At 39.3% G+C, this 15,152-nt stretch carries 16 protein-coding genes, 1 tRNA gene and 1 pseudogene; 5 read left to right on the top strand and 13 right to left on the bottom strand.

Annotation, left to right across the window (positions count from 1 at the left end):
- Window positions 1–44: 44 nt before the first annotated feature.
- From D2A30_03555 to D2A30_03535, 5 genes are all read right to left on the bottom strand, one after another.
- Window positions 45–587, bottom strand: a complete 543-nt coding sequence (locus D2A30_03555) for a DJ-1/PfpI family protein (protein ULL20736.1) — start codon at window positions 585–587, stop codon at window positions 45–47.
- A gap of 7 nt (window positions 588–594) precedes the next feature.
- Window positions 595–1,833, bottom strand: a complete 1,239-nt coding sequence (locus D2A30_03550) for an FtsW/RodA/SpoVE family cell cycle protein (protein ID ULL20735.1) — start codon at window positions 1,831–1,833, stop codon at window positions 595–597.
- A gap of 332 nt (window positions 1,834–2,165) precedes the next feature.
- A complete protein-coding gene (locus D2A30_03545; protein ID ULL20734.1) occupies window positions 2,166–2,408 on the bottom strand; it encodes a type B 50S ribosomal protein L31 in 243 nt (80 codons plus the stop codon).
- A gap of 139 nt (window positions 2,409–2,547) precedes the next feature.
- The gene (locus tag D2A30_03540) at window positions 2,548–3,576 is read right to left on the bottom strand and encodes an FAD:protein FMN transferase (protein ID ULL20733.1); all 1,029 of its coding nucleotides are present in this window, start codon (window positions 3,574–3,576) and stop codon (window positions 2,548–2,550) included.
- Window positions 3,563–4,507 carry a bifunctional oligoribonuclease/PAP phosphatase NrnA gene (locus D2A30_03535; GenBank protein ULL20732.1) on the bottom strand — a complete coding sequence of 315 codons (945 nt, stop codon included), beginning with the start codon at window positions 4,505–4,507 and terminating at the stop codon, window positions 3,563–3,565. Before D2A30_03535 ends, D2A30_03540 begins: the two co-directional genes overlap by 14 nt.
- A gap of 94 nt (window positions 4,508–4,601) precedes the next feature.
- Between D2A30_03535 and D2A30_03530 the strand changes: the two genes are divergently transcribed.
- The 4 genes from D2A30_03530 (at window position 4,602) to D2A30_03515 (ending at window position 7,004) form a co-directional block, all read left to right on the top strand.
- Window positions 4,602–5,063, top strand: coding sequence for a flavodoxin (locus D2A30_03530; protein ULL20731.1), 462 nt, complete (start codon window positions 4,602–4,604; stop codon window positions 5,061–5,063).
- A gap of 137 nt (window positions 5,064–5,200) precedes the next feature.
- The gene (locus D2A30_03525) at window positions 5,201–5,470 is read left to right on the top strand and encodes a 30S ribosomal protein S14 (protein ULL20730.1); all 270 of its coding nucleotides are present in this window, start codon (window positions 5,201–5,203) and stop codon (window positions 5,468–5,470) included.
- An 81-nt stretch (window positions 5,471–5,551) separates the two neighbouring features.
- On the top strand, window positions 5,552–5,827 hold the full coding sequence (locus D2A30_03520) for a chorismate mutase (protein ID ULL20729.1): 276 nt from the start codon (window positions 5,552–5,554) through the stop codon (window positions 5,825–5,827).
- Complete coding sequence (locus D2A30_03515; GenBank protein ULL20728.1) at window positions 5,820–7,004, top strand: voltage-gated chloride channel protein; 1,185 nt, start codon at window positions 5,820–5,822, stop codon at window positions 7,002–7,004. The genes D2A30_03520 and D2A30_03515 overlap by 8 nt, the downstream gene beginning before the upstream one ends.
- Before the next feature lie 159 nt (window positions 7,005–7,163).
- Here the strand turns inward: D2A30_03515 and D2A30_03510 are convergent, their stop codons facing one another.
- Window positions 7,164–7,385, bottom strand: coding sequence for a hypothetical protein (locus D2A30_03510; GenBank protein ULL20727.1), 222 nt, complete (start codon window positions 7,383–7,385; stop codon window positions 7,164–7,166).
- An 8-nt stretch (window positions 7,386–7,393) separates the two neighbouring features.
- Here D2A30_03510 and D2A30_03505 point away from each other — a divergent pair.
- A pseudogene (locus tag D2A30_03505) lies at window positions 7,394–8,221 on the top strand (site-specific integrase).
- 37 nt (window positions 8,222–8,258) lie between these two features.
- On the opposite strand, the gene D2A30_03500 reads toward D2A30_03505, so the two are convergent.
- The 7 genes from D2A30_03500 to D2A30_03470 all read right to left on the bottom strand — a co-directional run bounded on the left by D2A30_03500 (window position 8,259) and on the right by D2A30_03470 (window position 15,091).
- Window positions 8,259–8,330: transfer RNA gene (locus D2A30_03500), tRNA-Arg, on the bottom strand.
- Between the two features lie 53 nt (window positions 8,331–8,383).
- Window positions 8,384–9,058 carry a hydrolase gene (locus D2A30_03495; GenBank protein ID ULL21981.1) on the bottom strand — a complete coding sequence of 225 codons (675 nt, stop codon included), beginning with the start codon at window positions 9,056–9,058 and terminating at the stop codon, window positions 8,384–8,386.
- 23 nt (window positions 9,059–9,081) lie between these two features.
- Window positions 9,082–10,827 carry an ABC transporter ATP-binding protein gene (locus D2A30_03490; GenBank protein ULL20726.1) on the bottom strand — a complete coding sequence of 582 codons (1,746 nt, stop codon included), beginning with the start codon at window positions 10,825–10,827 and terminating at the stop codon, window positions 9,082–9,084.
- Window positions 10,817–12,556 (bottom strand): ATP-binding cassette domain-containing protein, encoded by a 1,740-nt coding sequence (locus D2A30_03485; protein ID ULL20725.1) that lies wholly within the window; start codon window positions 12,554–12,556, stop codon window positions 10,817–10,819. Before D2A30_03485 ends, D2A30_03490 begins: the two co-directional genes overlap by 11 nt.
- Before the next feature lie 272 nt (window positions 12,557–12,828).
- Entirely contained in the window at window positions 12,829–13,176 is a 348-nt protein-coding gene (locus D2A30_03480; protein ULL20724.1) for a 50S ribosomal protein L19, read from the bottom strand.
- Window positions 13,177–13,377: 201 nt separating this feature from the next.
- Window positions 13,378–13,983 carry a superoxide dismutase gene (locus tag D2A30_03475; GenBank protein ID ULL20723.1) on the bottom strand — a complete coding sequence of 202 codons (606 nt, stop codon included), beginning with the start codon at window positions 13,981–13,983 and terminating at the stop codon, window positions 13,378–13,380.
- Between the two features lie 76 nt (window positions 13,984–14,059).
- A complete protein-coding gene (locus D2A30_03470) occupies window positions 14,060–15,091 on the bottom strand; it encodes a DNA polymerase III subunit delta (protein ULL20722.1) in 1,032 nt (343 codons plus the stop codon).
- Between the last annotated feature and the right edge of the window lie 61 nt (window positions 15,092–15,152).

Genomic DNA, 15,152 nt, shown 5'->3' with positions numbered 1-15,152 from the left:
AAAAAGAAAGGTAGATGACTCTCATTCTACCTTTCTCGTTCTACTTAATTACGTCGATAAACCATCTTCTTAGCTAATTCATGCCCATCATTGCCAAACATATCTACCAACGTATAAGCAAATTCTAGACTGGTTCCTGCCCCACGACTTGTAACGATTGGACCATCAACTACAACTACTTCTTCAATATGATTCCCTGATTGAATATCCTGTTCCATACCTGGATAGCAAGTGTAGTTTCTGTTCTCCAATAAGCCTGCTCTATCCAGCACAATAGGAGCAGCACAGATAGCAGCAACAAATTTACCAGTGTCAACAACAGCCTGTAAGTCCGCGATCAATTCACTATGATCACGAAGGTTTGTAGCACCTGGCATCCCTCCCGGCAATACAACAAGATCATAGGAAGTTAATTGTCCCGAAAACCTTGTATCAGCTTCCACACGAATTCCATGAGAACCTTCAACGGTTCGATCCAGCAATCCTATCATATGACAGTCAAATCCAGCCCTACGAAAAACATCAACAGGTGCCAAAGCCTCGATTTCTTCAAAACCCGGCGCCAACATTACTGCAACTTTTACCATATGAAACCTATCTTTCTAAACGTTTGATTGTAATTTTTTTAAATTTACGTGAATGATCATTGTCTCTTTCATTCGACAAATGATACTGGTAACCCATGGATAAAATCAATCCTATACCAATTAAGTTGGCTACCATTGATGATCCACCTTGTGAAATAAAAGGTAAAGGAATACCTGTCAAAGGCAATAATCCAGTTGCTGCACCAATATTCTCAAAAACGTGGAACAAAAGCATCATGATATAGCCTGTAGATATGTAGGTATAGTATTTGTTGTTCGATTTCAAGGTAACCCGTAACATTCTATAAATTAACAATAAATATAGACCAATCAATACACTACCACCTATAAAACCAAAATCCTCAGCAATAACAGTAAAAATCATGTCACTTTCACGAACTGGGATGAGTAAATTAGTCTGATTAAATCCAATCCCTTTTAAACCACCACTTCCAATCGCAATGAGACTTTGTGCCTGTTGATAGGTCGTAGTTTGAGCATTTTTAAAAGGATCCAACCAAGCGGAAATCCGGTTGATTTGATACGTGTCCATTCCCAAATTATGCAATAGAGTTGTTCCACCAGGTGAAATAAAAATCAATATAAAGCCAGTCACCAAAACGAATGCAACAAGGCTAATGGGCACCAATATTTTCCATGATACTCCTGATAAAAGAACCATTCCGCAAAAAATTGCAATGAAAACCAAAGATGTACCCAAATCACTTTGTAAGGCCAATAATGCCAAAACAGGAATCGTAAAGAGTGTCAAATATCCTATTAATTTGAAATCATTCTTTATGGACTGTTCTTCATGGTACTTGTGAAATGTAACAATCACTCTTGCTAACATGATGATGTATGAGATTTTCACAAATTCAGAAGGTTGAAACAGCGTTGTATCTCCAATCGTAACCCAGTTTTTAGCACCTGTTGAAGCAAATAAATCCGGACTGTAGAAAAATAATGGAAGAACCATCAATCCTAAACCCAAAACATAGAGAAACGGTGTAATTTGCCATAAGAACTTGGTAGAAAAAAACATAACGATTAAGGCAGCAATAACTCCAATTCCTATCCATGCAACCTGTTGCCCAACCATCTGAAGTACAATATCAGGATAATCCTGACTAACTGCTATATACAATGAGAGTATGCCTACAACTAGTAAAAAAAAGACGGGTAGAATAAGTGAATAATCTATTCGACTATCAATTGTTCCTCTGTTATTCATGAATGACCTCATACTTTCAACTCAAATACTAACTCTTTCCATTATAGCAAAAAAAGACTGGTCATTGAAATCAAAAGTTGAAATGTATAGCCAAAATCGTATAAGTACAAACTAGTTCAATCTCATCAAGGCATTATAAAACAATTGACGGAACAACCACTACTTTAAACAGTAATACATCCATAAAACGAAAATACAAAAGAAAAGCGGCTGAAAAGTTTGCCCAATTTTTGAGAATGTAGCGCCCAGCCGTTACTTTTCCCGTTACTTTTTCAAAAAGAAAACCACTCCCACTGCACGGGAATGGCTTAAAATCAACGTTTCTGACGATTTTATAACGATGATTATTTGAGACCGTATTTTTTGTTGAAACGATCCACACGTCCATCTGCTTGAGTGAACTTTTGACGTCCAGTATAGAATGGGTGTGAGTCTGATGAAATTTCCACACGGATCAATGGGTATGTTTCACCTTCGAATTCAACTGTTTCGTTTGATTTCTTAGTTGAACCACTAAGGAACTTGTAGCCAGTAGTTGTGTCCATGAAGACAACAGTGCGATATTCTGGATGGATATCTTTTTTCATTATAAAAATTCCTTTCTGCCATGGTCTCTTTTTCGAGCCATAGATTATAACCATTTAATTCTACCAAAAATTTTTCCTTCTGGCAAGTCTTTTAAACCAATTTTTAACTATTTTAGGTTATTCCAAAAACTCCCAAAAACTAAAGTGCTGATGCACCCGAAGCTACATCAGAAGTGACCCTTGCCCCAAATCCCCCTCTTGAAGGACTGCCCAAGCTATCAGAAACCCTTTCTTTACCGGCAAGAACTTTCTCAGAAAGCCCTGAAGTCACTAGAATCCTGCCATCAAGCCCAATCAAAACCGCCTCGATACCATCAGTTTCCTCTACCATCTTATAAATCCGAGTCATTTCTTGACCAAACAGTCGAGTTGTCCAAATCTCACCATCAACGGATCGTTTGGACACAATGGTCAAACTAGCCAGCTGCGACTCGATTGGATAGCCAGTCTCAGGACTCAAAATATGATGATAGGTCTTTCCATTCACGGTTAGGGTTCTTTCGTAAATACCAGAGGTGACAACCGATTCTTCTCCTATTTTTAGAACGAGGGCATTTTCACCACGTGGTTTCTGAGGATCCTGTATACCAATTCGCCAATATCCATCTGGATTGTGAGAAGCTTGACCAAAGGTCAGGACATTGCCACCCAGGTTAATCAATCCAGCTTCCACACCTATTCTTTTCAAGAAGTCGACAATCTTATCTGCTACATATCCTTTAGCAAGAGCACCCAAATCAATCGCCATGCCTTCTTTTCTTAAATAGACTGTGTGCTCTTGGTCATCCAATTCAATGTCCCTTGGATTGATGAGTTGGAGTTTTTCACTGATCATTTCTTGAGTTGGAAGTTTGGCATCGCTAAAACCAATCCGCCAGCTTTGCACAAGGGGACCAATGGTAATATTCAAAAAAGATCCCTGAGCCAGACTATGTTCTTTGCCCAATGTAATCAATTCATACAGGTCATCGGCAACAGGAACCGCCTGAACACCAGCATTGAGGTTGACCTCCATTAATTCAGAGGTCAAGTCATTAGCAGAAAAACGATCCTTGTAGAGATAGAGAAGCTCTTCTACCTGATCCAAAATCGGTTGTGCCTGAGGATGCCATATTCTGGTTTCAATGATGGTTCCCATAAGCCGAAGGGAGCGACTACTTGCTTGCATTCCTCACTACCTCTTGGATTTCTTGGTATATTTGCTCATTTTCGGAGAGTGAATAAGAGTTAGCACCACTTGCTAGTGGGTGGCCACCGCCATCGTGGCGTTTGGCAATCTCGTTGATTGGAAGATACTTACTGCGCAAACGGACTCTGTAATTTCCGTCAGTTTGTTCCACAAAAATCCCCCAAGATTGAACGACTCCAATTCGTCCTGGTGCACCTACGATAAAGGAAGTATCCGCATCGGTCACCCCATATTTTTCGAGAATATCCTGTGTCAAAACGACACGTGCCGCACCATGTTCATCCACTTCCAAGTTGTCGTAGACGTAACCTGTCAACTTGGCAATCTTGAAATCAATGGTATCCATCTGGCGAGACATCCTTGCAAAGTCAAAATCTTCTTGGCGGAGACGAGCAACAATTTCAAAGGTGCGCGAGCTGGTTGCTGGATAGAGAAAGCGGCCTGTATCGCCCACAATGCCTGCATAGAGTAGACGAGCAATCTCTCCATCGAGTTCAAGTTGGCTTTGGATGGCTAGTTCCGTAATCATTTCACTGCATGAGCTGGCTTCCGTATTGACCCAGAGCAGGTCACCATAAGGCTCTTCATTGGGGTGATGATCGATTTTTATCAAGAAATCTCCTTGAGTATAACGGTCGTCATCCACACGCGCCGTATTGGCAGTGTCTGTCACGATTACTAAGACTCCTTGATAGTCTTGGTCTGCAACTACGTCCATTCCTGCCATCCAAGCAAGATTCGGTTCCTCAAAACCGGTTACCTTGATGGTTTTTTCAGGAAAATTCTTCTGCAAGAGTTTTTGTAAGCCAACTTGACTACCTATTGCATCCGGATCTGGTCTTTTATGTCGATGAATAATAATCGTGTCATATTCGTGAATTTTTTCAATAATTTTACTGTAAATTGTCATAGCAACTCCTTTTCATCATTTTAGCATAAACTTCCCCTTTTGAAAATGATGGGTGTGTGGTATAATGGAATTACTATGTAATTTGGAGGAAATTATGGCACTAGCAAAAATAGTTTACGCTAGTATGACTGGTAACACAGAAGAAATTGCTGACATCGTCGCCAGTAAGCTAGAAGAGTTGGGCGTTGAAGTACAGGTACATGAATGTACGACTATTGAAACAGAAGATATTTTGGATGCAGACCTTATTGTTGTAGCTAGCTATACCTATTCGTATGGTGGTGATGGTGAACTTCCAGATGAAATTGTTGATTTCTATGCTGACCTAGCTGACTTAGATTTGACTGGTAAGGTCTACGGTGTTTGCGGTTCTGGTGATACCTTCTATGATGACTTCTGTAGTGCAGTAGATGACTTTGATGTCATGTTGGGTTCACGTGGTGCAACTAAGGGTGCTGAAAATGTCAAGGTAGACCTTGCAGCTGAAGATGAGGATATTGTTAATCTTGAGCAATTTGCAACAGACCTTGCTGCAAAATTAGATACTTTGAATTAATTGACAAACAGACTGGCTTATCAATAGGTCTGGTCTGTTTTTTTAGCCTATTAATAAGATTGTACACCTATTGTTTGCAATCTTTATTTTTTTGATATATAATTAACTGGTTAAGTTTTTAGGAAAAGGAGAATTTTATGGCTAAAAAATCAAAAATGGCCCGCTATCAGAGGCAGTTGGAACTAATCGAACGTTATGCAGATTTGCGAAAAAGTCTCAAAGAAAAAGGTGACTACCAAGCACTCAGAAAATTGCCTCGCGACTCAAATCCAAATCGACTGAAATACCGAGACCGGACAGATGGCCGTCCGCATGCTTATATGCGAAAATTCGGTGTGAGTCGAATTACTTTCCGTGAAATAGCCCATCTTGGTCAACTCCCTGGGGTTAAAAAAGCAAGTTGGTAAACATTCTTAACAAGGCTGGTTTTTCGCCTTGTTTTTTGCTATACTAAAAACCAACTGAAACAATCTCTGGAGGAGTAAATAATGGATTTAGATATGATTCGTTCACAAATTAATCAGCTTGATGAGGAACTTGTTGCACTATTGGAAAAACGAATGGAGCTTGTTGATCAAGTCGCAGCCTACAAACGAGCAACAGGTAAGCCTGTTTTGGATACCAACCGAGAAAAAGCTGTTCTTGAAAGAGTTGGAAAATTAGTCCAAAAGGATGATTACCGCTCTGCTATTCAAGCGACCTTTAGTGATATGATAGCCCAATCAAGAGCATATCAATCTTCCAAATTAGCGAATCATGAGTAATAAGATGAAACATGCCATCCAACTCCTTTTCTTTTCTTGCTTAATTGGAGTCGGTGCAGGAATTATCACCACACTTTTTGGGAAAATTCTACTAGGGGTTGGAGACTTACGATCTGAATATTTTATATATCTAATCCCCTTTCTGCCACTTGTAGGGGTGCTGATTATTTTCATTTATCAAAAATGGGGGAGGGAAGTTCAAGCAGGTATGGGCTTAGTATTCAAAGCTGGACAAGGGGAGATAGTACAAATTTCTCCAGTTCTCATTCCGCTCATCATCGCTACAACTTGGCTCAGTCATCTTTTTGGCGCTTCCGTTGGTCGCGAGGGGGTAGCTGTCCAACTTGGAGCCAGTCTCTCACACTGGTTAAAAAAACATGGTTTCACACACTTGCCAAAAGACATGATAACAAAGATTGGTATGGCCGCAGGTTTTGCAGGGCTATTTCAAACACCATTGGCTGCTGGTTTCTTTGCCATTGAGGTTTTAATCGTTGGCCAATATTCTTGGACTAGTCTCCCCTATTGTCTAGTTGCCGCCTTCACAGCTTCTACTACTTCCCATTTATTGGGATTAGAGAAATTTTCCCACACTATTTCATCTTTTTCATTCCAGTTTACAGATAGTTTTAAATGGCTATTTATTGCCCTTTGCTTCGGTTTCATCGGCAATTTATTCGCCTGGTTTTTGACGCAATCAAAAAGCATCTCAACTCGATGGCTTCCAAATCCTTACATTAAAATAGCTATCATGGGAGTTGGACTGACCGTTCTACTATTTTTCTTCCATCAAGGTCGTTATACTGGTTTAGGAACCAATTTGATCGATGCAAGTTTAGCTGGGGAACAGGTGTTTGCTTACGATTGGCTACTAAAACTCCTACTCACCTGTCTTTGTTTGGCTGCAGGTTTTCAAGGGGGCGAAGTTACCCCACTCTTTGCGATTGGAGCAAGTTCTGGGGCTGTTTTAGCAGGATTACTAGGTCTACCAACTGAACTTGCTGCAGCCCTTGGGTATTGTGCCGTATTTGGAACAGCCACCAATACCTTACTAGCTCCTATTTTTATTGGATACGAAGTGTTCGGAAGTAGTATCATCCAATACGCAATACCCGTACTTATCATAGCGTATTTTGTCAATCGAAAGCAAACCATTTATGGAATGCAAGTGAGATAAATGGAAGAGAATACATATTATATGCATTAACACCAAATATGCATAAATACCAAGTTCCCAAAATAAGCTGATATTGCCATGAAAAGTAAAACGCATAAAATCGTCTTCCAACCAAGCTTGATTTTATGCGTTTTTTGTAGTTTTATTATATATATAGTATTATGAATTCGCTTCAATGGTAACCTCTAGGCGGTTAACCACTTTTTGAATATTTATTGTGCCCTTGTAAATGCAATAGCCAATGATTAGCATTCCTGAAAGACCTAGTATGACCAAAGCGAAAGCGCAGGAGTATACAATGAAAAAAATTACCACTATAAGCCTACTGATTTTATCTGCTGCAACTCTGGCATCTTGTTCATCATCATATCCCACAACCAATGTCTCGACAACTAATTACTAAATATTTCCCTGAAACGAAACTCTCAAAGATAAATGCTACTTCCTATCAAAACATTATAAACGAACTGGCAAAATGTTATGTGAAAGATAGTGTCAAAAGGTTCAATTCGCATATAAGGGCATCAATTTAAGTTGCTTTCCATCAAGGTATTTTAAAAAAAGATTTTACCGAAATTGTCAAAGTTTTCTCCGATATCGAGTCCAAAAGAGAAGAAGACAATTATTTAGAACTAGATGAATATGAACAATTAATCACAGATTATCGAAAGACAATCAAGTACCAGTCCCACTTCTTCCTGTACACAATTGGAAAGACGGGTTTGCGATTTTCGGAAGCAACCGGCATTACAGAACCTATCGTTGACCGCGAAAATATGTGTTTACAAATCCGCAGGACTTACAAAGTTTACGGAAAGAAGAAAGGTTGGGGACCTACTAAGAATCCGCAATCAGAACGAGATATGCCGTTTGATAGCGAGTGGCTGAAAGTATACGACGAGTACATGAAAGTTGGATATATAGACAATCCAGATAAAAGATTATTTACCAAATTGACCGGGACTGGCGAAAATAAAATTTTAAAGAAAAAGACACGTCAAACATTTAATGTACATGGCTTGCGTCATACCTACGTTAGCTGGCTAATCTATCATGATGTGGACGTTGTGACCATTGTCAAGTTAGTTGGACACAAGGATGCAACTGAAACATTGAAAACATATTCGCACTTATTTAAGGCCAAACAAGAACAATCATTCGACAAAGTCAGAAATTTAATGGAAAAATTTGGGGCGAATTCGGGGCAAGAAAGTTAAAAACCCTTGTGTATCAAGGGTTTTTTCTGTATTTCTATCTCCCCTGCAGGAATCGAACCTGCAACTAATTCTTAGGAGGAATTTGTTATATCCATTTAACTAAGGGAAGTCTGCCTTTCTATTGTAACTCAGAAAAGGACAGAATGCAAGACTGAGACTGTTTTAGTCTGCTGCATGTTTACGGTATTTTTCCATTTTTCCTTTGAACAATTCCCCATTACTTGGGGCGGTATAGGTAATGGCATTTGCTCCAGCTGCTATAACTTGACGAATGCATTCTTCGGTTGGTCCACCAGTTGCCATGATAGGAAAATCGGGATACTCTTTCCGAATTTTTTCTACAACTTTCGGGGTTTCAACACCACATGAAACATTCAAGATATCAACCCCCGCTTCAATCCGAGATTTGATATCAGATTTATCTGAAACAACTGTATAAATAATGGGAATATCGATGACCTTATTGATTTCCTCAATTGTTTCAACAGTAGTTGGGCCATTTACAACAACAGCATAGGCTCCCTCTGATTCAGACAATAAGCTCATATTAGCCGAACGCACACCAGTTGTTAAGCCACCACCCACGCCAGCCAGAACAGGTACAGAAGCAACCATCATGATACTCTTAATAATGGCAGGAACTGGAGTAAAGGGATAAACCGCTAGAATGGCATCCGCATTATGATTCGCAATAATTGAAACATCGGTGGTAAATAAGATGGAACGAATGCGACGACCATAAATGCGAATGCCACTACATTCTTTTATGACTTCGGGCATTTGAACAATATCTTGTCGTAAATCAGACATGACTGATGGGATATGTGGTTGAGTCATCATAATACCTCCTACGGATTTAATTACAGTGCCAATTGGCCAGCCTGAAGCTCATACATCCGATGATAGGTTCCCTTGAGGGCTAGTAATTCTTCATGGCTACCTGATTCAATAATTTTGCCTTTATCTAAAACGTAAATACAATCTGCATCTTGAATCGTTGATAACCTGTGCGCAATTGCAATGGTTGTACGTCCTTTTCTCATTTTTTCAAGTGAATGCTGAACAGTCTGTTCTGTTTCAGAATCAATATTAGCAGTCGCTTCGTCTAGAATCAAAATCTTGGGCTGGCTAGCCATGGTTCTTGCAAACGCAAGTAACTGCCGTTGCCCAGTTGAAAAGGAAGAACCCCTCTCTGTAACAAGCTGTTGGTAACCATTAGGTAATTTTTCAATAAATGGTGCTGCATCAACAAAACGAGCAGCTTCAATAATGTCATCCTGACTGATATCTTGATACATTTGAATGTTGGAAGCAATTGTTCCATGATACAAGAACGGTTCCTGCAATACAAGCCCAATATTAGAACGCAATTCGTGAGGTGCGAATTGACGTATATCTTGTCCATCAATAAGGATGCGGCCCGATTGAAATTCATAAAAACGCATAAATACATTTATTATGGAAGATTTTCCAGATCCTGTAGCCCCAACAAAAGCAATGGTTTGTCCTTTTTTTACTTCGAATGAAACATGATCCAAAATTTTCCGCTTGCCATCATAAGAAAATGACACATCTTCAAAGACAATATCACCTTTAATGATTCGCACATCCGTACTCTCTTGCCTTGGCTCCTCAATCGTTTGATCCATTAGAGTAAACACGCGCCCCGCAGACACCATAGAAGTCTGAAGGGTTGAAAAGTGTTGGGTAACTTCTAAAAGAGGATCAAATAAACGATTGGCATATTGGATAAAAGCATAAATGAGTCCTGCGGAAACCGGTGCATCTGACCAATCCAAGCCAAAATAGGTCATTAGAAAAGCATAGGCTAGTATTTTTATCAGCGAAAGAGCAGGTCGCAAAAACAGGCTATCCAAAGCCATTGACCGACTGGCAAAGGCTAGATGTTCTTGATTAATAGCTTCAAACTCATCAGATAAACGTTCCTCTTGTCTAAAGGCCTGAATAATCCGAATTCCCTCAATACTCTCAGCAAGTTTACTATTGATTTGACTCAATAAACTCCGTGTTTTTTCCACAACGGGTGCTGCTTTTTTTCGATACATATTCACCAATATAAAAATGATTGGTAAAAAGAGGACAATGAGGCTGGTTAATTTCCACTCAAGAGCAAACATGGTATACAAAGTGACAGCTACGACAAAAATAGCGGAAATGAAGCTGGACAGTATCCCAGAAAACATCTCTGAAATACTCTCCGTATCATTTGTCAATCGAGATACAATCGAACCACTCGGTGTTTGATCAAAATAGGCCATCCCCAAAGATTCCATTTTAGAAAAGGCATCCTGGCGAATATCTCGAACAATACTGTAAGAAACCTTAGCAAACCAAAAATTACCAATATACTGAAACAACATCTGGAGGATATACAGACCAAAATAGCCACCTAAAACCAACAAAACCCCATCTGTTACTTGATGGACATAATGATCAATGAAATAAGATGCCAGCAAGGGAATGATACTACGAATAACTGTGGTTAACAATAAAAAACTTAAGGCAGCGATGGTTAGAAATAGATAAGGTTTGACATAGGACAATAGCCGCCAAAAGACATTTTGTGGTGCTTTCTTATTCATCATACTCCTCCATTTCCAATTGCTGCATCCTATATGTATTATAGTACCAACCTTTCTTCTCAAGTAATTCTTGGTGACGTCCCCGTTCAGTAATACGCCCATTCTCTAATACCAAAATCATATCTGCATGGACTACTGCCGATAAACGATGGGCTGTGATAATGGTTGTTTTACCTCGTCTGCCCTCCTTGACATTTTCAATAATAGCATGTTCCGTCTTGGCATCAACTGCTGATAAGGAATCATCTAACAATAGGATTTCTGGATTTAAAATCATTGCGCGTGCCATAGCCAATCGCTGCTTTTGTCCACCAGATAAGGCAATACCTTTTTCTCCCACAACGGTGTCAAATTTTTCAGGCATATCCATTATATCATCATACACATGAACAATTTTAGCAGCTTCCTCAATCTCCTCTTCTCCCAAATTGGGATGTCCAAAGCGGATATTTTCTGAAATACTTGTTGCAAATAGAAACTGATCTTGGGGAACATAGCCCAGCAGACTCCTCAAATCTGCTAAACGATAGTCTTTTACATTTTCATTGTTCAATAAAATACGACCATCTTCCACATCATATTCACGCAAGATTAATTTTAATAAAGTAGTTTTCCCAGACCCTGTAGGACCTACTAGACCAACCGTCTGCCCTTTTTCAATAGTGAAATAGATGTCTTCAAGTGTCGGTTGTTCTTCATATGAAAATACATCAATTTCATAACGAATGTCTCCATTTTCAGGTGCAGGTAAAGGATTCTGTGGATTTTCAACATCTGAACGAATATCTAATAATCGTTGGATACGCTCATAAGAAACAGCGCCACGTTGTGTAATATTAAATAAGAATCCTATCGCCATTAATGGCCAAACCAGTAAATCCAAATAGGTCATAAAGGTTACGAGTTGCCCAACTGTCACCTGACCTTGTCGAATAAATTGAGCACCAACGAACAAGGTCAATACGTAAGAAAGACCAACAAAGAATAAAACGGCTGGATCAAACATGGCATCATACCGCATGGTCTTAATATTTTGTAAATAGGCTGCTTGATTGACTTCTTGGAATGCATGAGTTTCCTTTTCCTGATAACCAAATGACTTGGTCACTTTGATACCTGATACCGATTCTTGAACCTTGTTATTTAATTCTGAGAAAGCTGCCTGAGAAGCCTTAAAATTCTCATGTGTCCTTCTGCCCAAAAAACTAGTTGTCATGGCCATAAAAGGCAAGGGCAGAATGGCAACTAGGGTCATTTTCCAAGAAATCATGAAACACATCGTCACCAAGGTCATGAGGGCCGTTACCGTCGCGTCGACAAATGACATCACTCCTCCACCTGCTAATCGTGTCAAAGCATTGATATCGTTAGTAGCGTGCGCCATCAAATCACCTGTTCGGTGATTTTGAAAAAAGGGTGGAGACATTTTCATAAAATGTTCAAATAGCCTAGCACGCATAATTTTGCCAAGCCGAAAGGAAGTCGCTAGAATATTCATTCTCCAAATATAACGCAATACATACATACCGATTGCAGAGAGAACCAAACCAACTACCCCAATCAGAAGTTGATTGCCTGATAAACGGTTCCCTGCAATCTGATCAATAATTTCTCCCATGATATAGGGCGGAAGCAAGTTCAATGCACTTACCAAGCACAAGGAAACAATCCCCATTACATACCGTTTTTTCTCTAGCCTAAAAAACCACCAAAGTTGTTTTATTATTTTCATTTCTGACTTTCTAAAAGATGAAACAAGTATTGGCAGTATTAGAAAACTGCCAACCATATGATATTATATTTAGTTTATCACAATTAATGATGAATAGAAAGATTGCGAGACGTCTGTCTCATATTTTTCCAGATATCTCTTCTCAGTATTCTACCAAACCGCCCGTCTTTTTCGATATCATCATAGACTGTTGCTGAATAAATGTCTAGAACGAAAAAAGACAGCTAACGCTGCCTCTTCTCATTCCGACTACGTCAGTCCAAGGGACTATATTAACGACGGATTTCTTTGATACGTGCTGCTTTACCTTGCAATGCACGTAGGTAGTACAATTTAGCACGACGAACTTTACCGTAACGAACGACTTCAATCTTATCAACACGTGGAGTGTGGATTGGGAAAGTACGCTCAACACCAACACCACCAGAAATTTTACGTACAGTGTACATTTCTGAGATGCCTTGGCCTTTACGAGAGATAACAACACCCTCGAAAATCTGGATACGTTCGCGGTTACCTTCGACAACCTTAGCGTGAACACGTACAGTGTCACCAGGACGGAATGAAGGAATGTCAGTACGAAGTTGACCTTCAGTCAAACTTTGGATTAATGGATTCATTTTATTCTCCTATCTTTGTCAATCTTAGGTGCTTTTAAACCCAGCGGATAAACTGTATTTTCGTGTGTCCATTACACACAGACTATATTATACCCTAACTAACAACCTATGTAAAGCATTTTGATGAATTTTCTACCGTGGCTAAGGTAGGGCTAGAGTCTATTTACATAAAAAACTCTCCCCAATGGAAGAGTAAATAGTTTATTTTGCAGCTTTATAAAGTTCGTTAACCTTGTTCCAATTTATCACTTCAAAGAAGGCTTTGATGTAATTTGGTCGAACGTTGCGGTAGTTTAGGTAGTATGCATGTTCCCAAACATCGAGAGCCAAGATTGGCTTCAATCCTTGCATGATTGGTGTATCTTGGTTAGCGGTTGAAAGAATTTCTAATTTTCCTTCTTTATTAACTACCAAGAAAGCCCAACCTGAACCAAAGCGTGTTGTTGCAGCTGTAGTAAATGCTTCCTTAAAGGCATCAAAAGAGCCGAATGTCGCATCGATTTCTGCAGCCAACTCTTCAGAAATTTCAGTTTTCTCTGGAGAAAGTAATTCCCAAAAGAGAGCGTGGTTAAGATGTCCGCCACCATTGTTGATCAAGGCCTGACGAATATCTGCTGGAATTTGTTCAACATCTGAAAGGAGAGCCTCTAAATCTTCGCCAATTTCAGGATGCTTTTCAAGTGCTGCATTGGCATTTGCTACATAAGTTGCATGGTGCTTATCATGGTGCAAAGTCATTGTTTCCGCATCAATATGTGGTTCCAAAGCGTCATAAGCATAAGGTAAATCTGGTAAAATAATCGCCATAATTCTGTTCTCCTATAAATTTGATAGTTCTATTGTATCCCTTTCTGAGAGCCTTTTCAATTTATTTGTCTGAAAATTACGATGTTGCGATTCTTAGCAAGGCAATGTCAAATAGATAATCTTTATCAAATTGTCCTGTTTTAATTTGGTAATCTGTTTCAATTAATAGCTTGACGACCTTTTTCAAAAAACCAACCGACAGATTTCTTGAATCACGCAAGGCATATTTTACCTGATAGGGATTAATCTTGCGACCAGATAAATCTGACAACGCAGTAACAATCTGCTGTTCACCACGACCTTGCTCATGTAGTATTTGCACTTGAAGATAGGTGCGAAACTGAGTTAACATAATCGCAATCAACTTGATTTCGTCCTCTCCTTGCAATCGTAAATCCCGAACAAGATGGCTTGCTTCATCCATTTTAGTTTGAAGGACAAGTTGAGTTAAATCAAAGATATTATCTTGAAGAGTCTTTGGGATTGCCACATCTATATCGGCCAGCGAAATTTCATTCTGTCCTCTATAGGATTGTAGAAAGACCAAATTTTTACTAACTTCTGCAAAATCAAAGTTGGATTTTACCATAAGATAGTGAAAAACATCTGGATCCATCCGCAACCCAAGTCGACCGACTTCATTCTGGAAATGATTCTTCAGCTCCATTTCCTTTAGAGGATTTGCTTCTAAAACCAATCCATCTCTTTTCAGAAGTTTGACAAGTCGACGCTTACTATCCAACTTACCAGGTGCTAGAATAATCAAGCGCGTGGTCTCAACTGGATTTTCCAAATAAGCCTCAAATTGCTTCAGTTCGTCGTCCGTCAAGTAGCGCTTCTTATCCGTTGTTAAATCTGCGAAATAATCAAGAATCACTACTTTTTCATCAGAAAAGAAAGGAAGAGAAACTAAATCCAAATCCACCTGATGATAGTCAGCCTCTGACATATCAAAATAGGCAAAACCCAAGTCCGAAGTATCAAATTCCAGTTGCTTCATCAGTAAGTCTTTCGCAATGTGATATTGACCAACATCTTCACCACACAAAATGGTCAATAAACCTAAGTTCCCTTTTTTTATTTGTTCAATCTGTTCAATTACTGTCATAATCTCTCCGTATTCTTCTCTCCATTATACCATGCAAAAAAGAAAACAGCTACAGAGAGAG

This window comes from Streptococcus suis (genome assembly GCA_022354845.1).
GTDB lineage: Bacteria > Bacillota > Bacilli > Lactobacillales > Streptococcaceae > Streptococcus > Streptococcus suis_AA.
This window is presented reverse-complemented; position numbering and strand designations above follow the sequence as displayed.

Excerpts from the sequence above, each read along its gene's own strand:
- D2A30_03555 (ULL20736.1), bottom strand. The coding sequence starts at position 587 with ATGGTAAAAGTTGCAGTAATGTTGGCGCCGGGTTTTGAAGAAATCGAG.
- D2A30_03480 (ULL20724.1), bottom strand. The coding sequence starts at position 13,176 with ATGAATCCATTAATCCAAAGTTTGACTGAAGGTCAACTTCGTACTGAC.
- D2A30_03520 (ULL20729.1), top strand. The coding sequence starts at position 5,552 with ATGGATTTAGATATGATTCGTTCACAAATTAATCAGCTTGATGAGGAA.
- D2A30_03495 (ULL21981.1), bottom strand. The coding sequence starts at position 9,058 with ATGACTCAACCACATATCCCATCAGTCATGTCTGATTTACGACAAGAT.
- D2A30_03485 (ULL20725.1), bottom strand. The coding sequence starts at position 12,556 with ATGAAAATAATAAAACAACTTTGGTGGTTTTTTAGGCTAGAGAAAAAA.
- D2A30_03540 (ULL20733.1), bottom strand. The coding sequence starts at position 3,576 with ATGCAAGCAAGTAGTCGCTCCCTTCGGCTTATGGGAACCATCATTGAA.
- D2A30_03490 (ULL20726.1), bottom strand. The coding sequence starts at position 10,827 with ATGATGAATAAGAAAGCACCACAAAATGTCTTTTGGCGGCTATTGTCC.
- D2A30_03535 (ULL20732.1), bottom strand. The coding sequence starts at position 4,507 with ATGACAATTTACAGTAAAATTATTGAAAAAATTCACGAATATGACACG.
- D2A30_03550 (ULL20735.1), bottom strand. The coding sequence starts at position 1,833 with ATGAGGTCATTCATGAATAACAGAGGAACAATTGATAGTCGAATAGAT.
- D2A30_03530 (ULL20731.1), top strand. The coding sequence starts at position 4,602 with ATGGCACTAGCAAAAATAGTTTACGCTAGTATGACTGGTAACACAGAA.
- D2A30_03545 (ULL20734.1), bottom strand. The coding sequence starts at position 2,408 with ATGAAAAAAGATATCCATCCAGAATATCGCACTGTTGTCTTCATGGAC.
- D2A30_03525 (ULL20730.1), top strand. The coding sequence starts at position 5,201 with ATGGCTAAAAAATCAAAAATGGCCCGCTATCAGAGGCAGTTGGAACTA.
- D2A30_03515 (ULL20728.1), top strand. The coding sequence starts at position 5,820 with ATGAGTAATAAGATGAAACATGCCATCCAACTCCTTTTCTTTTCTTGC.
- D2A30_03475 (ULL20723.1), bottom strand. The coding sequence starts at position 13,983 with ATGGCGATTATTTTACCAGATTTACCTTATGCTTATGACGCTTTGGAA.
- D2A30_03470 (ULL20722.1), bottom strand. The coding sequence starts at position 15,091 with ATGACAGTAATTGAACAGATTGAACAAATAAAAAAAGGGAACTTAGGT.